Here is a 19,537-nt window from a genome sequence, read left to right on the forward strand (position 1 = left end):
CTCCCCAAAGAGCCGCGGCAGAATGGCGCCGCCCCCCGGGTTGCGAAAGAACGAAAGTCGCCTCAGGACGCCGGCCTGGCCTCGCCCGCCGCCTTGGCTCTTGCCGGCAGGGCGGCGGCCAAGGCGCTCACATCTGGCAGCGGCTGCGTGGGTTCGCGCCTACTCCGGCGCGCGCACCGCCTGACTGGTCAGCCGAGCCAGGGCGTCGCTCGCGAGCACGCTCAGCGACCGCAGCCCATGCTCGCCGAAAACGTCCAGGGCCGCGTCCAGCGCCAGCGTCGCCGACGCCCGCTCGCCGTTGTCGACGCCGGTCATCGACAGCCGCGTCTCGTAGAGCCGCGCCAGGTGCAGCTGCGCGAGCGCCCAGCCGACCGGATCCTTGCGCGCCGACTTCGCCGCCAGTTCCATCTTCATGGCCGCCTCGGCCACGTCCAGTACCGCCAGGTCGCCGGTCAGCTCGGCCGATCGCGCCAGGCAGACGGCGCGGGCGCTGCCGGCCATGCCGCGCGCAGCGGCAGAGTGGGCGTGTCCCTGAGCACCAGGTTGGCGCGGTCGTAGCAGCTCACCGCCTGCTCGAAGGCCCGCTCGTCGCAGGCGGCCTCGCCCAGCGCCTGCAGCGCCTGGGCGAGCGCCACCTGCGTCCGCGCCCAATCCATCGGGCTGTGATCGCGGGTCAGATGGTCCACGGCCTCGGCGAGGCGCCGCGCGCCCGACGCGATCAGCTCGATCTCGCCGGTCGTCTCGCCCAACAGGGACAGGGCTTGGCCGTGAGCGACCTCGGCGCGGGCCCAGGTCAACGGTTCGTATGCGGCGTCCACGCGCAGCGTCGCCGTGGCGGCTTCCTCGACCGCCTCGCGCAGCAGCATCTCGTCCTTCAGCCGGGCGCCCCAGCCGCACAGCAGGTCGGCCCGCGCCAGCCGGGCCTCGGCGGCCAGCGGGCGAACTGAGGTGGCGCGGCGCGCCTGATTGTCCAACGCCAGGATGGGGGCGTGAAAGGCGCGGCACAACGCGCGCGCTTCGGCGGCGTCCGCGGTGGAGAGCTTGCGGCGCGCCTCGATGGCGGCGAGCCCGATGTCGGCCAGCGGGGTGGCCACCCCGCCGCGCACGGCCGCGCGCACCTCACGGAACGCCACCTCGGCGGCGGCGTCGAGGCCGGGATCCCCGAACAGTTCGGCGCCCAGCAGCGCGCAGAACGCCTGCTCGCAGCGCGCGCGGGCCCAGCCCTCGGTGCGGCGGTCGGCCTGGAAGCCAGCCGCGGCGGTCTCGGCCAGGGCCGCGGCCTTGCGCAGCGCGGCGGCGTCACCCGTGCGGCGGGCGACCTCGCGCCAGGCTGCCGCGGCGTCCAGGCGGCGGCTGGCCTTGTCCTTTTCGCCAAGTCGGCCCGCGGAAACGTCGGCGCCTCGCGCTTCGTCGGTGAGCAGCTTCAGGTCCAGCAGCTCCAGCAGGGCGGCGTCGCCGCGCGCCAGGCCCCCGGGCTCCGGCGTCCGGTCGCCTGCGAAGAGCCGCTTCAGCTCGCGTCCCAGCTCGAACATGGCTCCGCTCCGACCCTCCCTCCGTCCCACGATGGGACGGCCCGCCAGGGCCCTGAACGGGTTCAGCAAAGCCGGAGCCGATAGCTTTAACAAGTCATTAACTTCTGCGGTATGGTTAACGGAAGCTTACCATCCACAGTAAAGCGCGGCCTCCGGGCAGGTTCCGGAGGGGTGCGGGAACTACGCCCGCTCTTTGGCCCGATGGAACGCGACCTTGGGGAATCGCTCGGTCACGTAGCCGATCTCCCAGGCCGACTTGCCGAGGAACACGGGCTGTTCGTCGATGTCGGTCGCCATGGCGCTGCGATGCTTCCCGGCGAAGTCCTCGAGATCGGCCCGTTCGCCCGACAGCCAGCGGGCCTCGGCGTAGGGGCTGGGCTCGAAGATGACCTCCAGCTGGTATTCGTTGGCCAGGCGGTCGGCCATCACCTCGAACTGCAGCTGGCCCACCGCGCCCACGATGAAGTCGGCGCCCATCTGCGGCCGGAACAGCTGCGTCACGCCCTCCTCGGCCAGGCTCTCCAGCGCCTTCTTCAGGTGCTTGGCCTTCAGCGGGTCCTTGACCCGCACCCGCTGCAGGATTTCCGGTGCGAAGTTCGGCAGGCCGGCGAACCGGAGCGTCCCGCTCTCGGACAGGCTGTCGCCCACCCGCAGAACGCCGTGGTTGGGGATGCCGATCACGTCGCCTGCGAAAGCGTCCTCGGCCAGCTCCCGGTCGGAGGCGAAGAACATGGTCGGCGCGTTCACGCTGAGCTGCTTGCCGGTGTTCTGCACCTTCAGCTTCATACCCCGCTGGAACCGCCCCGAGCACAGCTTGAGGAAGGCGATTCGGTCGCGGTGGTTGGGGTCCATGTTCGCCTGGACCTTGAAGATGAAGCCGGTGACCTCCTTGTCGCTCGGCTCGACCCTGGCCTCGGCGCCGCCCTTGATGGCAGGGACGGCCTTGGGCGGCGGCGCGTATTCGCCGATCACCGCCAGCAGCTGGTCGACCCCGAAGTGGCGAAGCGCGGAGCCGAAGATCACCGGCGTCATGTGGCCTTCCAGGAACGACTGCCGGTCAAACGGCTTGGACGCCTCCTGCACGAGGGCCGCGCCCTCCAGCGCCTCGGCGAGTTCGGTCTCGTCCAGGAACGCGGCCACCGAATTGCCTTCCAGCGACACCGGGTCGGGGTGGCCGTCCTGCTGCTCGCTCGGCTTCGAGAACGGGATGAACCGCTGGCCCTCCAGGTCGACCATGCCCTTGAACCGGCCGCCCGAGCCCGCGGGCCAGTAGAGCGGCGCCGGGTCGAGCGCCAGCTTCGAGGCGATCTCGTCGAGGATCTCGATGGGGTCCAGCGCCTCGCGGTCCATCTTGTTGATGAACGTGACGATCGGGATATCGCGCAGTCGGCACACCTCGAACAGCTTCAGTGTCTGCGGCTCGATGCCCTTGGCCGCGTCCAGCACCATCACCGCAGCGTCGGCCGCCGTCAGCGTCCGGTAGGTGTCCTCCGAGAAGTCCTCGTGGCCCGGCGTGTCCAGCAGGTTGAACATCTTGCCGTCGTGGTCGAACGTCATGACCGACGCGGAGACGGAGATGCCCCGTTCGCGCTCGATCTTCATCCAGTCCGATCGGGTGCGGCGGTTCTCGCCGCGAGCGCGCACGGCGCCGGCCGCGCGGATCGCGCCGCCGGCCAGCAGCAGGTGCTCGGTCAGCGTCGTCTTGCCGGCGTCGGGGTGCGAGATGATCGCGAAGGTCCGGCGGCGCTGGGCCTCGGCGGCGGGGAAGGTGCTCATGGGGCGGCGCTTATAGCGGGGCGCCGGCCGCTTTGCAGGATTTTCGGTGTCGCGCCTTGAAAGCGCCACCATCCGCGCCCATCTCATCCTTGCGGGCCGGGCCCCTCTGGCGATTGCGCGAGACGCGATCGTGATGTCGGACCGCATCGGGTGTGCTCGATGCTTAAGGGTCCGGTCGTCCCCCCCACTTCCGCCCGGCGTCGAGCCCCCGAACACACCCCAAGCAGCCCACACTCGGGGCGGCAGCTCCCCCTGCCGCCCCGTTTTCTTCGGCGCTCAGGCTGGCGGCCGGATCTGCTCGAAGGTGCACTGTCGCGGCGCCTTGTCGGGCCGCCAGCGGACCAGCCGCGTCCCGTGCCGAAACCGGCCCCCGGTCACCTGGTCGTAGCGGACCTCGACAACCAGCTCCGGCTTTAGCGCCACCCACGCGCCGGTGCGTTCAGTGCTCCAGCGGCTGGGGCCGCCCGGCGCATCGCCCGAGAACCCCTCGCCCTTCAGCGCCTCCAGCCGACTGGTGAGCTCGGGACGCTCGGCGTTCGAGATGGTCGAGGTGAAGCCCACGTGGTGCAGCTTCCCGTCATCGCCGTACAGCCCCAGCAGCAGCGAGCCCACCTGCTCTGTCCCCTGCTGGTAGCGGAAGCCGCCCACGACGCAGTCGGCGGTGCGGATCTTCTTGATCTTCAGCATTGCCCGCTCGCCGGGCGCGTAGGGGCCGTCAGTCCGCTTGGCGACCACGCCGTCCAGCACGAACCCGGCCTCATCTAGCCAGCGGCAGGCCTGATCGCGATCCTCGGTGTATGGCGACAACCGCATCACCGCCGCGCCCTCCAGCCGCTTGAACAGCGCCTCCAGTTCGCTCCGCCGCCGCGAGAGAGGCGCGTCGATCAGCGAATGACCCTTGGCGTCCAGCAGGCAGTCGAACAGCGTCAGCGCCGCCGGCTGCTCGGCCGCCAGCTTGCGCACCCGGCTCTCTGCGGGATGGAGCCGCATCTGCAGCGCCTCGAAAGAGAGCCGGCCGCCGACGTCGATGGTGAGCTCCCCATCGACGACGAAGCGATCGACCGGCAGCGCCTTGAGCGCGTCGACCACGTCCGGAAAGAACCGATCCAGCGGCTTGCCCGACTTCGCTCGAAGCGCCACCTCGTCGCGGGCCCGAAACGCCACGCAGCGGAAGCCGTCCCACTTCGGTTCGAAGCGCCACCCCGCCTCACGCGGAACCTCCTCGACCAGCTTCGCCTCCATGGGCGGGAGGTCGAGCGGTATGGGCAGGTCGGCGAGCGTCGGCACGCCGCAGAAGCGTCAGGCGCGCTCCACCGGTTCCACCAGGAAATGACGGCCTTCGCGATCCTCGATCTCCACCACCCAGACGTCGGGGTCGATGCGCACGGCGCGTTCAATGTAGCGGTCGAGGTCCGGCTCCTGCTCAGACGCCGCCGGCTGCATCCACACCCGCTCGCCGTCGCCGCGGGTCGCCTCGGAATAGAGCCGCGCCGTGCCGTCCGAGCGGTTCAGCACCTTCACGAGGACCGTCCCTGCGCGGGGATCCCCCTTGCGCGCCACGACGGCGAAGCCGCCGCCGATCTCGACGCGGCGGATGAGGGCGCCGACCCAGATGTCGGTGGAGAGCAACATGGCGGCGACCATGCCCCGCCCGCTAACCGAACTTCAACATCCCTCGCCTATCCGTTGCGGCAAAGGCTCGCGAAGAAGGGCCAAGAACGGAAGTCGGTGGATGCAGGACACGCGCGCAACAGCGCGGCCGGCGTCTCTGTGGTTGGGTTTGGTGAGCGCGGCCGTGGTCGCGGCCCCGAACGCCGCCCACGCGGACGCCTTGAGCCTCTATGTCGAACGGACCGTGCTGCAGGCGGCGGACGAGCGCTGCAGCCTGCTGGCGCCGGAGGTGGGCGCCGCCCTCGCCGCAGGCGCCGCCCAGGCTCGCGGCGCGGCCTTGCGCCAGGGCACGGGTGAACGCGCCCTCAAGGCGATAGAGGCTCGCGCCCGAGGTCGCGCCGCCGGCCTGCCGTGCTGGTCGTCCGAGTTGACCCAGTCCGCGCGCCAGATCGAGAGCGCCTACAAGGGTTTCGCTCGGATCACCCGGATGACCTATCCGGGCGACCAGGCGGCCTGGCGTGCGGATCGCACGCTAGCGCGCGAGGCCCGGTGGCGGCTGGCTCAGGACAGCAGCTTCGGCCGCGACCGCATGATCTTCGGCCTGGCAGGCAAGGACGCGCCCGGCGCGTTGCTGGCGGTGGCCCAGTTCACCGACGGCGCCCAGCCGTATGGAGCCCGGCTCGTCCTGCGCGACACCCGCCGCACGCTGGGGCCGTATCTGCCGGGCGGAGCCCAGCGGCTGTCCTCCCGGCTGCCGCCCGCCTCCGGCCAGCGGGCCTATCTCGCCGAGGCCCGGAGCCCGGCGGGCGAGGATCTGCTGCCCAAGGATGCGCGCGCCGGTTGGGCCTTCCGTTTCCCCGCGGAGGCGGTCGCCTCCCTGTCCGGCCTAGACCCGCGCGAGGCGGTGGCCGTCGAGTTCCTGTTCTCGGGCGACCGCGTCCGGACCGCCTATGTAGAAGTCGGCGACTTCGCCGCCGGCCGGGCCTTCGTCCAGATGGCCGCGCGCTAGGCTTCGGCCGCCGGCGCCGCCACGGGCGTGACCGGCGCAAGACCCAGGACGGGCATCCGCACCGTCACCGTGGTGCCATCGCCGACAGCGCTCTCGATCGTCATCTCGCCGCCGTGCAGCGCGGCGAACGCCTGCACGAGCGACAGACCGAGGCCAGACCCCGCGGCGCGCTGCTGGGCGTCGCCCGCCTGTTCGAACGGCCGTCCCAGGCGCTCGAGGTCGTCGGGCGCGATACCGACACCAGAGTCGGTGACGATCAGTTCCAGCACGTCGCCGGCCGCCTGGACGGTGACGGTCACGGTCCCGCCACGCGGCGTGAACTTCAGGGCGTTCGAGACGAGGTTGAGGGTGATCTGCTTGATCGCACGGCGATCCGCATCGGCCTCGAGGGGTTCCGCCGGCAGCACCCCACGCAGGATGACACCGTTCCGCTCGGCTTGGCCGCGCATCAGACGCAGCACGGCGTTGACGGCGTCGCGGACGTCGAACTCTTCGCGCGCCAGTTCGAACCGCTCTGCCTCGATCTTGGACATGTCGAGCACGTCGTTGATCAGCTCCAGGAGGTGACTGCCGCTCTCGTGGATCAGTTCTGCGTATTCGGTATAGCGGTCCGCCATCGGGCCGAAGAGCCGCTGCCGCATGATGTCCGAGAAACCCATGATGGCGTTCAGCGGCGTGCGGAGCTCGTGGCTCATGTTGGCCAGGAAGCGCGACTTGCCGGCGTTCTGCTGCTCGGCCGAGGCGCGGGCCTGCTCCAGTTCGAGTTCGCGGGCGCGCTGAGCCCTGGCGTCGCGCAGGGCGGCGGCGAGACGGTTCCCGGTCAGCCGCCTGAGAGTCAGCTCCAACCAGCCGTTGGGATCGTACGCCGGCGCGAAGAACACCTGAGCCGATCCGTCACGCGCCGCCGTCTGGAGCGCTTCGTCTACCGCCAGCTGGTGCTCCAGTGCGACGAAGTCGGCGAACTGCCGGTCACGGAGCCGCCGGGGTGGCGCGCTGACCAGATCCGCGCCGTAGGCGGTGAGGATGCGGCCTGCGGGATAGAGAGTCAGGAGCAGCTGCGGCTGATGGTCGAGCGCCTCCCGGAGTTCGGTTTCGGCTTCGTCGCGCGCCCGGGCCTCGCCCGCTGCGGCCGCGTGCAGGCTGATGAGCGCCGCCGCGAACCCGAGCACCGTGGTCAGGGTCGCGATCAGGCTGAGCCAGCCGGCGCCGTTCTCCGCGGCCTGCGGCAGGGGCAGGAGCGCTCCGGCCAGGGCCGACACGCCGGCCACGCCTACCGCGGCGGCGGCGCCGAAGGCCAGCAGGCCGGACTGGCGGAATGCGGCGGCCGCCGCGAGTGGGGCGAGGCACCAGGCCGCGAGGGGGCCGCCGGCGCCGCCCGTTAACTGCACCGCGGCGGTCGACGCCACGGCCCAAACCAGGATCGTGATCGCACGGCCCGGCGCACCAAGACCGGACAGCAGGGCTCCGAACGCGGCGGCGGCGCAGACAGCGGCCAGCGCGGCCGTCTCCACCCCGGGCGGCGCCAGACCCGCAGCCCACATCGCCGCCCCCGCCCCGGCTACCGCAAGGGCGAACAGCGCATGCCAGGCCTGGGCGAAGCCGGCCTCGCGGCGCCGACGGCGCCTGGCGCTCGATGTGGGACGGACGTACGGCACGGGCGGTTTAGGTCGGGCCTTTCCCAGTGGACGTGAGTCGAAGCTTAGCCGTCCGCTCGCGGAGCGGGTACCCCGCTCGCGCGCCAGGCGACCTTGCGGGTCCTAATGCGCGCAGGCCCGGATAAGGAAATCGTAAGCGCAAGGCGGCACTGTGGCGTTCCAAGCCCTGCAGGCCCCCGGCCCCTTCATGCCCCCAGCCGCTCATCTCCGAACCGCCCAGCCGCACGCGCCCGACCGCCGCGAGACGTCTCTCGACGAGCAGAAGCGTTCGTTCCTGCGGATGGCCAGCCATGAGCTGCGCACGCCTCTCAACTCGATCCTCGGCTTCTCCGAGATTCTCAGCTCGGAACTGTATGGGCCTCTCGGAGCCCCCCAGTACAAGGAATATGCCGAGATCATCCGCAGCAGCGGGCACAAGCTGCTCAAACTTGTGAATCAGGTGTTGGAGATCGCCCGACTCGAAGCCCACGCCATGGACTTCGACCTCAGGCCGGAGCCGCTGGAGCCGGCGCTCGAGGATACGATCGCCGCGCTCGGCGACGAGCTTTCCGACATCACCGTCGAGATCGCCGGGGGCGAAAGCCTGCCGATGGTGATCGCCGATCCCCGCGGTCTGCGGACAGTGCTGTTCCACCTGTTGCAGAACGCCGCCGCGTTCTCGCCCAAGGGCTCGACGATATTCGTCAGCGCACAACGGCTGGCCGGGGGCGTCCAGATCGTCATCCGCGACCAGGGCTGCGGGGTCGAGCCCGCCGAGTTGCCGCGGCTGATGAGCCCCTTCGAGCAGGGCGAGAACGCCCTCACGCGGCATGGCGAGGGCGCCGGCCTGGGCCTGCCGATCGCAGAACTGACCTGCAAGGCGATGGGCGGACACCTGACCCCTTGCTTCGAAACCCGGAAAGGGCCTGACCGCCGGCGTGCGGCTCCCCGCCGGCTGAACCCGGTTGCGCCTCCGCCCCCCGGTCCTTAAGTGCGCCGGCATGGCCGGCATCCACGACGCACTGACCGAACTCGCCGATGAGTTCGACCTCCTGGGCGACTGGGAGGAACGCTACCGCTATGTGATCGAACTCGGCAAGGCGCTGGCGCCCCTGTCCGACACCGAGAGGTCGGAGGCCAACAAGGTCCGCGGCTGCGCCAGCCAGGTGTGGCTGGTCACCGAACCCCAGGCGGACGGGACGTTGCGGTTCCGTGGCGATTCCGACGCCCACATCGTCAGCGGGCTGATCGCGATCCTCCTGCGTCTGTACTCGGGGCATCGGCCGGACGAGATCCTGGCGTTCGACGCCAAGGCGGCGTTCGATCAGCTCGGGCTGTCGGGGGCGCTCTCCTCGCAGCGCTCAAACGGGCTGGCCTCGATGGTGGCGCGCATCCGCCGCGACGCGGAGCTTGCCCGCGCGGCGTAGAGGTCACGCCTCTTTTCCTCCCCTGCGGAGCGGAGGAGGGCGCCGGGGGCGAACGGCGGCGGTTCGGCTTGGCCTGCAGCGCATAGGTCAGGCGGACCGAGCGGCCGGTGGGTTCGAGGGCGGTGGCGAGCTCGGCGGCTTCAGCGGCGTCCTCGCGGGGTCGGCCAGGCGGTAGAGCTTTTCGGCCAGCGCCAGCTGCAGTTCGGCGAGGCGCGCGAGACCCGCGTCCTGCACCTCCAGCATGTCGGCGCCGCTCACCCTGAACAAAAAAAGAGCATCAACATCGCGGGAGGTGAAGCAGAACTGTCGGGGGATCTGCCTGCAGCGAACGGGGCCTGGACCGGGCGCTTCGCAGTGGGTGAGAAGTGCCGGACCGGGCTCAGGCGGCCCGGATGCCCGTGGGCAGGGCGCTGAGGCCCACGACGGCGTCGTAGCCGAGGATGAGATCGACGTCGGTCCCGTTGGAGGCGAGCGGCAGGCGCAGCCAGACGATGGACAGGTGGGACGCCCCGCGCCAAGCGAGGTTATGCACGCCCACCGCGGGGCGGCCTTCAGCGACCAGCTTGCCGAGTTCGCTGCGCCAGTAGTCTGCGGCGGCGGAATTGTAGACGTCCGTCAGGCGTCGACCGGTGATCTCGCGGCCATAGACATTGTAGAGCCCGGTGCCCGCCAGGCGGATCCGGTAGTCGAGCGGCGCGCCGGCGATCGCCGGCCGTACAACCTCGGTTAGGCTGACCATCGGAAGCAGGCGCTTGAAACCGCCGGGGTGGATATCGGCGCGCGCCGGCAGGCCCGCGCCACGGCGCGGGAGCTCCAGTAGGCGAAGAGCTCCTCATGCGCGCGGATCGCCGCAGCTGGAGCTCCGATCTGCGCCGCCATCAACAGATTCCTTAACAACTACTTGGAATCACGACGAATCACTTATCGCCTGATGCGCAGAATCGGCGGCAAGGCCAGATGATGGCGCAGCCTCAAGAAAAACGCCGGAGCTAGACTGCTAAACGGAAACGCCCGCCGAGCGGCGGGCGTCCCTGTAACTGTATAGCGGCTCCGCTCCAGAGAGCGGCGCGCGATCAGCGCTTCTTGCGCGGGGCCTGACGGCCGCCCTGACCCAGGCCCATCTGCTTGGCCAGGTCCGAACGCGCCTTGGCGTAGTTCGGCGCGACCATCGGATAGTCCTTCGGCAGACCCCACTTCGCCCGGTACTCTTCGGGGCTCATGTTGTACTTCGTGCGCAGGTGCCGCTTCAGCGACTTGAACTTGCGACCGTCCTCAAGGCAGACCAGATAATCCGGCGTAATCGAGCGACGGATCGGAACGGCCGGTTCCTTCGGCTGGGCCTCGACGGTCTCGGCGCCGGAGGAAACGCCGGCGAGCGCCCGGTGCACGCTCTGGATCAGGCCGGGCAGGTCGGCAGCGGCGACCGTATTGTTGCCCACATAGGCGGAGACAATGTCCGCCGTCATCTCGATGACTTCCGTCTTCTCGTCCATTCTTTCGTTCCGCGAAATCCGCGCCAATTCAAGCGCCGGAATTGAGTCACTAGTAGATTTGCCGGTGAATATCTGGAACGTCGGATGGAGACAACACGGAAATAGAGCTCAAGGCCCCTCCACATGCGAAAATTGATGAGCATTCCAGCTCATCAATGAACTTCTCTCTCGAGGCGAGTAAGGCGAGCTCTCGTGACTAGGCAACTTGAAGGCGGCGTGAAGCTGTTGCTCGCGGCGCCGCAAACAAGCATGCCGCAGCGCCGCAAGACCAGGTTTCACCCCAGGAATATCAGCGCCTTAGCTGAACTTCGGCGCTTCCCAATGGGGCCAGATGTCGGGCAGATCGCGGGACACCCGGTCGGGATAGTTCGGCAGCCGCTTCTCCAGGAAAGAGCTGACGCCCTCGCGCGCATCGCCCGAGCGTCCGCGCGCCTGGATCGCGCGGCTGTCCGCCTTGTGCGCCTCCATCGGATGCGTCGCCCCGGCCATGCGCCAGATGAGCTGGCGCGTGACCGCCACAGAGACCGGGGCGGTGTTGTCGGCGATCTCGCGGGCGAGGGCCCTGGCGGCCGGCAGCAGATCGTCAGGGGCATGGACCGAGCGGACGAGCCCCCTCTCGTGCGCCTCCTGGGCCGGGAAGATACGGCCCGTATAGCACCACTCCAGCGCGGTCTGGACGCCGACCAGGCGCGGCAGGAACCAAGACGAGGCCGCTTCCGGATTGATGCCCCGGCGGGCGAAGACGAAGCCGTAGCGCGCGTCGGACGAGGCGAGGCGGATGTCCATCGCCAGCTGCATGGTCACGCCGACGCCCACGGCGGCGCCATTGCAGGCCGAGATGACGGGCTTGAGGCTGTCGAAGATGCGCAGCGTCACCAGGCCCCCGCCGTCGCGGTGCACGCCGTCCTGCTGCCGCGCCGCCTGATCCTGGCCGCCGCGGGCGTCGTAGTCGAAGGTCTGGGCGCCGCCGGAGAGGTCGGCCCCGGCGCAGAAGGCCCGTCCCGCGCCCGTGATGATCACGGCCCGGACATCGTCGTCGCCGTCCGTGTCATCGAAGGCGGCGATCAGCTCCTTCATCATGGTGGTGTTGAAGGCGTTGAGTTTGTCGGGTCGGTTCAGCGTGATGACGGCGACGCCGTCCTCCACCGCATAATCGAGGGTCTCGAAGGCAGGCCGGGTGGTTGCTTGGGGCATCGGAGCGTTTCCCTTGTTCGTCGTCGGTCGGTGCGCATTGCGGCCAGCTTGACGGACCGTAGGTCAAGGCCCGCAATCGTTCGGGCGAAGAACCAGAGCGGCGGCCCAAGCCGCCTCCGCAGCCCCTGGGAGTGACCGCATGCATCCGGCGCACCACGCCAAGAGCCAGCCCGACCGCGCCGCCTATGTGATGGCGGGCGGGGGCGAGACCGTGACCTACCGCGAGCTGGAGGACCGCTCGAACCAGGGCGCCCAGCTGTTCCGCTCACTGGGCCTGAAGGTGGGCGACGTGATCGCCGTCTTCATGGACAATAACGCCCGCTATTTCGAGATCGCCTGGGCTGCGCAGCGGTCGGGCCTCTACTTCACCTGCATCTCGTCGAAGCTGACGGCGGCGGAGGTCCAGTACATCGTCGAGGACTGCGGTGCGAAGGTGCTGATCGCGTCTCCGGGCGTGGGCCCGGTCGTCGACGAGCTGCCCGGCGTGCTGAAGGGCGTGAAGCTGTACATGGCGGCGGGGCCGGCGAAGCCCCCTTACGAAAGCTGGGAGGCGGCGCGCGACGCCATGCCGGCCGAGCGGATCGCCGACGAGGCCGCGGGGTCGGACATGCTCTATTCTTCGGGCACCACCGGCCGCCCCAAGGGCGTGAAGCCGGCGCTGACCGGACTGCCGATCGACAGTCCCAACGCCCTGCAGATGATGGCCCAAGGCCTGTTCGGCTTCAAAGAGGGCTGCACCTATCTCTCGCCCGCGCCGCTGTACCATGCGGCCCCGCTGCGCTGGTGCATGAGCGTCCAGAAGCTGGGCGGCACGGTGATCGTCATGGAGAAGTACGATCCCGAAGCCGCGCTGGCGCTGATCGAGCAGCACAAGGTCGACTGCGGCCAGTTCGTGCCGACCCATTTCGTGCGGATGCTGAAGCTGCCGGAAGAGGTGCGCGCGAAGTATGACGTCTCGTCGATGAAATCGGCGGTGCACGCCGCAGCGCCCTGCCCCATCCCCGTGAAGGAGCAGATGATCGCCTGGTGGGGGCCGGTGATCTACGAGTACTACGCCGGCACCGAGGGCAACGGCTTCTGCTTCATTACCGCCGACGAGTGGCTCACTCACAAGGGCTCGGTGGGCAAGGCGGTGCTGGGCGAGCTGAAGATCTGCAGCGAGGAGGGCGACGAGCTGCCGCCGCGCTCGGAAGGGCTCGTCTGCTTCGCCAACGGCCCGCCGCTGGCCTATCACAACGCCCCGGAAAAGGTGGCCGAAAGCACCAACAAGCACGGCTGGACCACCCTGGGCGACGTGGGTTGGGTGGACGAGGAGGGCTACCTCTACCTCACCGACCGCAAGAGCTTCATGATCATCTCGGGCGGTGTGAACATTTACCCGCAGGAGATCGAGAACCTGCTGGTCACCCATCCGAAGGTGGCCGACGCCGCCGTCGTGGGCGCTCCCGACGAGGAGATGGGCGAGAAAGTGGTGGCCGTCATCCAGCCGCTGGACTGGGACGAGGACCACGAGAGCCTGCGGACCGAGCTGCTGGCCTACGCCCGGCAGAACCTCAGCCACGTGAAGTCGCCCCGGGTGCTGGATTTCATGAAGGAGCTGCCGCGGCATCCGACGGGCAAGCTCTACAAGCGACTGATCCGCGACGCCTACTGGGGCAAGGAGGGCTCGCGGATCGTCTGACGCGAGCCGGCGTCAGGCGCGGCGGCGCCCTTCCTCGGGCCGGGCCTTGGCGGGGGGATGCGGGCGCCGCGCCCAGGAGGACGTCGAGGCGCTCGACCAGCACGCCCAGTTCGATGGGCTTGGGCACCACGTCGTCGAACCCGGCGGCGTGATAGGCCTCGGCCTCGTGCGCCATGACGCTGGCGGTGACGGCCACCACCGGGGTGCGCGGCCGCCCGCTGCTCGTTTCACGGGCGCGGATCTCCCGGACGGCGTCCAGGCCGTCCATGCCCGGCATGTGCACGTCCATCAGAACCGCGTCCCAGGGCTGCGCCGCCCAGGCTGCGACGCCTTCGGCGCCGTCCGCCGCAAAGCCGCACTCGCAGCCGAGCTCCTCCAGCATGATCCGCAGGACCAGCTGGTTCGTCGGCTTGTCATCGACGATGAGGATCCGCGGCGCGCGTCCGAGCAGCGCCTGCGGCTCGGCGCCGCCCCGGGGCGCCTCCGTCGGGGCCGCAGCGCGCGAGATCGGCACGCCGAACGTGAAGGCCGAGCCCTCGCCCGGCGTCGAGGCGACGGAGATCTCACCTCCCATCAGGATGACGAGGTCGCGGCAGATGGCGAGGCCGAGCCCGGTGCCTTCGAAGCTCCGGGCGGCGCTGTCGTCGACCTGGGTGAACTTGTCGAAGATCGCCGCCTGCTGGCCTGGCGCGATGCCGATCCCGGTGTCACGGACCGTGCAGACCAGTTCACGGCGATCGGCGATGAAAGTGACGGCGATCTCGCCGGCCGGGGTGAACTTCATCGCGTTCGACAGGAGGTTGGAGACCACCTGGCGCAGCCGCGCCTCATCGGCCACGCAGCGCCCTTCGGAGCGGTCCTCGACCTCCAGCCGGAAGTCCAGGCCGCGTTCCTCGGCCAAGGTCGCATAGAGGCGGCGGATGCCTTCGGCGAAGCCGCCGAGATCGAACGGCTGACGCTGGAGCTCCAGCTTGCCGACCTCGATCTTCGAGATGTCCAGGATGTCGTTGAGGACCTGCATCAGCGCGCCGGCCTGCTGTCGGATCACCGCCAGGTGCGCCCGCTGGCGGCCGGCCAGCCGACCGCGCTCCATCACCTGGACCATGCCGAGGACGCCGTTCAGGGGCGTACGGATCTCGTGGCTCATGGTGGCGAGGAAGGCAGACTTGGCGCGGCTGGCCGCCACCGCCTCGACGGACATCCGGTCTGACGCGAGCCGGGCATCGATGGCCCGGGAGACCGTGCCGCGCATGAGCGCCGAGATGCCCAGGGCCGAGAAGCCGGCCGCCAGTCCCATGAACGCGTAGGTGTCGAGGAACGCCTGGCCGAGCCGCCAGCCGGTCAGCGTCAGCCCGCCCATCGCCAGCGCGACGGCGGCGACGGCCACGCGCTTCGTCGGGGCCGCCGTGGCGGAGATGAGGGCCACGAAGGTGAAGTAGACCAGGCGCTGCTCGTCGAAGATCAGGAGCTGATGGACGACGACGTTGGCGTTGACGAGGCAGAACGCGCCCAGCGTCACCAGCTCGAGACGCCCCATCCGGGGCGGCGTGCGGCGCAGGCGCCGGCAGCCCAGCAGGAGCACCGCCGACGTGAGCGCCGCCAGGGGCAGCAGCACGGCCAGGTTGAGGCCGCTTTCGATGAAGCTGTGAGCGACGGCGATCAGCGCATAGTAGACGCCGCCCGTCAGCAGGGCGCCGCTCACCACCGGCGTGTAAGCCTGCGCGAGGTATGACGAAGGAAGCATCGCCTCCCGGCGCCGGCCCGACCGCATCTTCGACTCGCGTTTCCTGACCGCCACCGTACCGGAGGTCCGAGAACAGGTTCCGCGAAAGGCCCTAAGGATTTGCCAAACTACCGTGGGTTGAGATGACGCGACGGGCGCCTTGCGGCGGCGCCGCCAGATGCTAGAGGCTGGGCGGAAACCGCTAAGGGAGCGCAACGAATGAACCCCGTCGAGATCAACGACCTGCCCGGCATGGTCGGCCAGGAGGTGGGCGTGTCGGACTGGCTGGAGATCAGCCAGGAGCGCGTGAACCAGTTCGCCGAGGCCACCGGCGACCACCAGTGGATCCATGTCGACGTCGAGCGCGCCACCAAGGAGATCGGCGGGCCGATCGCCCACGGCTACCTGACGCTGTCGCTGATCCCGTTCCTGTCGGCCGGCCTGCTGCCGATCAAGGGCGTCGTCCGGGGCATCAACTACGGCTCGGACAAGGTGCGCTTCACCAACATGGTGCGCGTGGGATCGCGGGTGCGCCTGCGTCAGAAGCTGATCGGCGCCGAGCCCAAATCGGGCGGCATGCAGATCAAGAACGAGTGCACGATCGAGATCGAGGGCCAGGACCGGCCGGCCTGCGTCGCCGAGACGATCAGCGTCGTCTACGGCGCCTAGGCGCTAGTTCCGCGCCGCTTCCTCCGCGGAGGCGGCGCGGGCCCCCACCAGGACGCCGCCGTCGGCGACCGTGGAGGGCGCGAGCGGATTGGCCAGCAGCGCGATCGTCTCGCGGATGTACTTGGCGTGGGTGACGATGCCGATCTCCAGCCGCTCGGAGTTCAGCTCCACCTGTTGCGTCAGCAGGCCGGCGATGAAGCCCTCGTCGCCCTTGTCGGCCACCTGGGTCAGCACCGTGGGGGCGGGGGCCTTGCTGACGAACACGGGCCCGCCCGAGTTGCCGGGGAAGACCGAGAAGTCGAGCAGGAAGGTCGGGAACACCTTGGCCGGGGCGATCGGATAGGACGCCACCTTGCCGGCGCGCAGGATCGGGAAACCGGCCTGATTGGCCGAGAGGCCGCGCGGGAAGCCCAGCGCCATCATCTCGTCGCCAGCGCGGACGCGGTAGTCGGTGAAGGTATCGTCGGCGGCGAGATAGTTCAGCGGAATCGCCGCCTTGGCGAAGGCGGCCGGAGCCTTGATCTCCATCACCGCCACGTCGCGGGTCGGATGGTGGGTCCAGAGCTCACCGCCCTTGCCGTCGCGGATCTTCAGCTGCTGGGGCGAGTAGCTCCACGAGCCGTCGGCGTTGGCGATGCGGTAGCCGATGCGCGCGTTGGCGCTGGGCATCTTTTGGAGCACGTGGTTCGCGGTGACCAGGATGGTCCGCGGCTGGCCGTCGGCGCCGGCGGTCGAGATGAGGAATCCCGTGCCGACGGTCCGCGTGCCGTCGCCCAAAGGCTGTTCCAGCTGAACAGTGGCGTGGATCAGCTCGACAGCGAGATCCATGACCATGGCGGTCCCCGAATACTAGAAGCCCCTCGCGTCTTCTGCGCGATCTCGATGTGCGAACAGTGAATCAGAGTCAGAGGCGCGCAACAAGCGAACATGCGCGTGAGCGCCCGCGCCAGAACGACGCGACTTTGCCTTGAGACCAGGGCGCCGGCAGCGCATTTAGCCGGGCATGAGCCTCCCCACGCCCCCCGCCGCGCCCAAGCGCCCGACCACCACCGAACAGCTCGGCCGCACGCGCACCGACGATTACGCCTGGATGAAGGACGACAACTGGCAACAGGTGCTGCGCGACCCGAAGGCGCTGAGGGCGGACGTCCGCGAGCATCTCGAGGCCGAGAACGCCTACACCAAGGCGGTGCTGGCCGGGACGGAGGCGTTGCAGGCCCAGCTGTTCGCGGAGATGAAGGGGCGCATCAAGGAGGACGACAGCTCGGTCCCGTCCCCCGATGGGCCGTGGGAATACTACGTCCGCTACGACGTGGGGGCCGAGCATCCGATCCACGCTCGGAGGCCCCGGCAAGGCGGCGCCGAGCAGGTGCTGATCGACGAGACGAAGCTGGCCGCAGGCAAGGCCTATTTCCACGTCGGCGCGACCAGCCACAGCCCCGACCACGCCCTGTTCGCCTGGGCCGCGGACACGCAAGGCAGCGAATACTATGAGATCCGGGTGAAGGACCTCGCGAGCGACGAGGAGATCGCGGCGCCGATCGAGAGCGCTTATGGCGACTTCTGCTTCTCCCCGGACAGCCAGTGGATCTTCTGGATCTGGCGCGACGAGAATGCGAGGCCGTCGAAAGTCCTCCGGCGCCCTGCGCGCGGCGGCGACGACGTCCTCGTGTATGAGGAACACGACGAGGGCATGTTCCTGGGCGTCGGCGTCACCTCCGACGACAGCCATGTCGTGATCCACGTCGGCAACCAGGAGACCACCGAGCTGTGGCTGGTCCCGGCCGCTGATCCGACGGCCGTTCCGGTCGTCGCCGAGCCGCGACGCTTGGGGGTGAAGTACAGCCTCGACCATTGGACCGACCGCTGGGTGATCCGGACCAATGACGACGGCGCCGTGGACTTCAAGCTGTGCGTTTCGCAAGCGGACGTGCCAGCGAAGGCTACGTGGCGCGACTGGGTCGCCCATGCGCCGGGCCGCTACATCACAGGCTTCGCGGCCTACGCCGGGCACCTCGTGCGGGCCGAGCGGGTAGACGCCCTCGATCGGCTGGTCGTCATGGATCGCGCCGGCGGCGAGCACACCATCGCCTTCGACGAGGAGGCCTATGCGCTGCACCTCGAGGACGGCTTCGAATACGAAACCACCCTCACCCGTTTCGTCTACCAGTCGCCGACCACGCCGCGGCAGTGGTTCGACTACGACATGGCCAGCCGTGAGCGGACGCTGCGCAAGACCCAGGAGGTGCCATCGGGCCACGACCCGGCGCTGTACGTGGCCCGCCGCCTGCAGGCGACCGCCCCCGACGGCGCCCAGGTGCCGATTACGCTGCTGATGCGGAAGGACGTCGCGATGGACGGCGCAGCGCCGGTTCTGCTGTACGGCTACGGCAGCTACGGCCACGCGATGGAGCCCAGCTTCTCGATCCGCAACCTCAGCCTGGTCGACCGCGGATGGATCTGGGCGACCGCACACATCCGCGGGGGCTCGGACAAGGGCTGGGGCTGGTTCCTGGACGGCCGAAAGGAGAAGAAGCCCAACACCTTCACCGACTTCATCGCCTGCGCCGAGCACTTGATCGCCGCGGGCTATGCCACAAACGGCAGGATCGCGGCCTACGGCGGCTCAGCCGGCGGCATGCTTATGGGCGCGGTGGCGAACCTGCGCCCCGACCTCTGGGGCGCCATCATCGCCGCCGTGCCGTTCGTCGACGTGCTGAACACCATGAGCGACACGAGCCTGCCGCTGACGCCGCCGGAATGGCCCGAGTGGGGCAATCCGCTCGCCGACCCGGCCGCGTACGACCTGATCGCCAGCTACAGCCCGTACGACCAGGTGGCGGCCAGGGCCTATCCGCCGGTTCTGGCCACCGGCGGCCTCTCGGACCCGCGCGTCACCTACTGGGAGCCCGCGAAGTGGGTCGCCAGGCTGCGCGATCACACGACAGGCGACGCGCCGATCCTGCTCAAAATCAACATGGAGGCGGGCCACGGCGGGGCGTCTGGCCGTTTCGACTTCCTGAAGGAGATCGCGCTCGACTACGCTTTCGCCATCTGGGCGATCGACAAGGGCTGGAAGCAGGCATGATCCTCCGCGCCGCGACCGAGGACGACACCGAGGCCCTGGCGGCGATCTACGACCATCACGTGCTCCACGGCTTCGGCACCTTCGAGCTGGAACCGCCCGGCGTCGCCTGGATGGAGGCCAAGCGGCGCGACATCCAGGGCTACGGCCTGCCGTTCGTCGTGGCCGAGCTCGGGAGGAAGGTGCTGGGCTACGCCTATGCCGGGCCCTTCCGGCCGCGACCTGGCTATCGGTTCACCGTGGAGGACAGCGTCTATGTCGCGCCCGACGCCGTCGGACGGGGCGTTGGGCGGGCGACCCTGGCGGCTGTCCTCGACCAGTGCGCGGCGCGCGGCCTTCGGCAGGTGGTGGCGGTGATCGGCGACTCCGGCAATGCCGCCTCGGTCGGCCTGCATCGCGCCCTGGGCTTCCAGGACGCCGGCGTGTTCCGCGACGTGGGCTTCAAACACGGCCGCTGGGTGGACATCGTGATGATGCAGAAGCCCTTGAACGGCGGCGGCGCCACCCTGCCCGATGGTCCCGGCGTATCCCTCGGCTGAAGCCCGGAACTCCGGCGCCGGGCGCCGGGTTGTCAGGCGCCGCCACATTTCCATCCGACGACTCCAGGGGTCGCCGAGGTCCCTCCGCGAGGGACATAGAAGCGCTCTATGGGGCGAGCTTCACAAAATCAATTTGCTTATGAGGCTGAAGACACTACCTCAGC

General features: G+C 69.4%; 19 protein-coding genes. 7 read left to right on the plus strand and 12 right to left on the minus strand.

The genetic code is table 11. The features are described 5' to 3' along the window. Positions 1–159: 159 nt before the first annotated feature. The 5 genes from LRS10_RS01400 to LRS10_RS01420 all read right to left on the minus strand — a co-directional run bounded on the left by LRS10_RS01400 (position 160) and on the right by LRS10_RS01420 (position 4,940). A complete protein-coding gene (locus tag LRS10_RS01400) occupies positions 160–501 on the minus strand; it encodes a hypothetical protein (protein ID WP_257835694.1) in 342 nt (113 codons plus the stop codon). Next, the gene (locus LRS10_RS01405; RefSeq protein WP_257835695.1) at positions 453–1,532 is read right to left on the minus strand and encodes a hypothetical protein; all 1,080 of its coding nucleotides are present in this window, start codon (positions 1,530–1,532) and stop codon (positions 453–455) included. Before LRS10_RS01405 ends, LRS10_RS01400 begins: the two co-directional genes overlap by 49 nt. A gap of 180 nt (positions 1,533–1,712) precedes the next feature. Continuing rightward, positions 1,713–3,308, minus strand: a complete 1,596-nt coding sequence (locus tag LRS10_RS01410) for a peptide chain release factor 3 (protein WP_257835696.1) — start codon at positions 3,306–3,308, stop codon at positions 1,713–1,715. A 276-nt stretch (positions 3,309–3,584) separates the two neighbouring features. Beyond that, entirely contained in the window at positions 3,585–4,595 is a 1,011-nt protein-coding gene (locus tag LRS10_RS01415) for an ATP-dependent DNA ligase (RefSeq protein ID WP_257835697.1), read from the minus strand. A 12-nt stretch (positions 4,596–4,607) separates the two neighbouring features. Beyond that, the gene (locus LRS10_RS01420) at positions 4,608–4,940 is read right to left on the minus strand and encodes a DUF1491 family protein (RefSeq protein ID WP_257839055.1); all 333 of its coding nucleotides are present in this window, start codon (positions 4,938–4,940) and stop codon (positions 4,608–4,610) included. Between the two features lie 163 nt (positions 4,941–5,103). Here LRS10_RS01420 and LRS10_RS01425 point away from each other — a divergent pair, with 163 nt between their 5' ends. Then, complete coding sequence (locus tag LRS10_RS01425; RefSeq protein ID WP_257835698.1) at positions 5,104–5,928, plus strand: hypothetical protein; 825 nt, start codon at positions 5,104–5,106, stop codon at positions 5,926–5,928. Here LRS10_RS01425 and LRS10_RS01430 read toward each other — a convergent pair. Beyond that, positions 5,925–7,583 carry a HAMP domain-containing sensor histidine kinase gene (locus tag LRS10_RS01430; RefSeq protein ID WP_257835699.1) on the minus strand — a complete coding sequence of 553 codons (1,659 nt, stop codon included), beginning with the start codon at positions 7,581–7,583 and terminating at the stop codon, positions 5,925–5,927. The genes LRS10_RS01425 and LRS10_RS01430 overlap by 4 nt on opposite strands. A 151-nt stretch (positions 7,584–7,734) precedes the next feature. Here LRS10_RS01430 and LRS10_RS01435 point away from each other — a divergent pair, with 151 nt between their 5' ends. Then, complete coding sequence (locus tag LRS10_RS01435) at positions 7,735–8,553, plus strand: sensor histidine kinase KdpD (RefSeq protein WP_257835700.1); 819 nt, start codon at positions 7,735–7,737, stop codon at positions 8,551–8,553. Between the two features lie 10 nt (positions 8,554–8,563). Next, positions 8,564–8,989 (plus strand): SufE family protein, encoded by a 426-nt coding sequence (locus tag LRS10_RS01440; RefSeq protein WP_257835701.1) that lies wholly within the window; start codon positions 8,564–8,566, stop codon positions 8,987–8,989. Positions 8,990–9,076: 87 nt separating this feature from the next. On the opposite strand, the gene LRS10_RS01445 is transcribed toward LRS10_RS01440, so the two are convergent. From LRS10_RS01445 to LRS10_RS01460, 4 genes are all read right to left on the minus strand, one after another. Then, the gene (locus LRS10_RS01445; RefSeq protein WP_257835702.1) at positions 9,077–9,247 is read right to left on the minus strand and encodes a hypothetical protein; all 171 of its coding nucleotides are present in this window, start codon (positions 9,245–9,247) and stop codon (positions 9,077–9,079) included. A 121-nt stretch (positions 9,248–9,368) separates the two neighbouring features. Continuing rightward, positions 9,369–9,806 carry a PAS domain-containing protein gene (locus LRS10_RS01450; RefSeq protein WP_308238005.1) on the minus strand — a complete coding sequence of 146 codons (438 nt, stop codon included), beginning with the start codon at positions 9,804–9,806 and terminating at the stop codon, positions 9,369–9,371. Positions 9,807–10,062: 256 nt separating this feature from the next. Beyond that, positions 10,063–10,482, minus strand: a complete 420-nt coding sequence (locus tag LRS10_RS01455) for a MucR family transcriptional regulator (RefSeq protein ID WP_257835703.1) — start codon at positions 10,480–10,482, stop codon at positions 10,063–10,065. Positions 10,483–10,779: 297 nt separating this feature from the next. Beyond that, positions 10,780–11,676 carry a crotonase/enoyl-CoA hydratase family protein gene (locus LRS10_RS01460; protein ID WP_257835704.1) on the minus strand — a complete coding sequence of 299 codons (897 nt, stop codon included), beginning with the start codon at positions 11,674–11,676 and terminating at the stop codon, positions 10,780–10,782. A gap of 139 nt (positions 11,677–11,815) precedes the next feature. Between LRS10_RS01460 and LRS10_RS01465 the strand changes: the two genes are divergently transcribed. Next, entirely contained in the window at positions 11,816–13,357 is a 1,542-nt protein-coding gene (locus LRS10_RS01465) for an acyl-CoA synthetase (RefSeq protein WP_257835705.1), read from the plus strand. On the opposite strand, the gene LRS10_RS01470 is transcribed toward LRS10_RS01465, so the two are convergent. Continuing rightward, the gene (locus tag LRS10_RS01470; RefSeq protein WP_257835707.1) at positions 13,263–15,101 is read right to left on the minus strand and encodes an ATP-binding protein; all 1,839 of its coding nucleotides are present in this window, start codon (positions 15,099–15,101) and stop codon (positions 13,263–13,265) included. The genes LRS10_RS01465 and LRS10_RS01470 overlap by 95 nt on opposite strands. 198 nt (positions 15,102–15,299) lie before the next feature. On the opposite strand from LRS10_RS01470, the gene LRS10_RS01475 reads away from it, so the two are divergent. After that, positions 15,300–15,749: a MaoC family dehydratase gene (locus LRS10_RS01475; protein ID WP_257835708.1), complete on the plus strand. Its 450-nt coding sequence runs from the start codon at positions 15,300–15,302 to the stop codon at positions 15,747–15,749. A 3-nt stretch (positions 15,750–15,752) separates the two neighbouring features. On the opposite strand, the gene LRS10_RS01480 is transcribed toward LRS10_RS01475, so the two are convergent. Next, a complete protein-coding gene (locus LRS10_RS01480) occupies positions 15,753–16,583 on the minus strand; it encodes a serine protease (RefSeq protein WP_257835709.1) in 831 nt (276 codons plus the stop codon). A gap of 169 nt (positions 16,584–16,752) precedes the next feature. On the opposite strand from LRS10_RS01480, the gene LRS10_RS01485 reads away from it, so the two are divergent. Next, positions 16,753–18,837 (plus strand): S9 family peptidase, encoded by a 2,085-nt coding sequence (locus LRS10_RS01485; RefSeq protein ID WP_257835710.1) that lies wholly within the window; start codon positions 16,753–16,755, stop codon positions 18,835–18,837. After that, on the plus strand, positions 18,834–19,373 hold the full coding sequence (locus LRS10_RS01490; protein ID WP_257835711.1) for a GNAT family N-acetyltransferase: 540 nt from the start codon (positions 18,834–18,836) through the stop codon (positions 19,371–19,373). The genes LRS10_RS01485 and LRS10_RS01490 overlap by 4 nt, the downstream gene beginning before the upstream one ends. The last annotated feature ends 164 nt before the right edge of the window (positions 19,374–19,537 follow it).

This window comes from Phenylobacterium sp. J426 (genome assembly GCF_024699945.1).
In the GTDB taxonomy this organism is placed as follows: Bacteria; Pseudomonadota; Alphaproteobacteria; order Caulobacterales; family Caulobacteraceae; genus Phenylobacterium.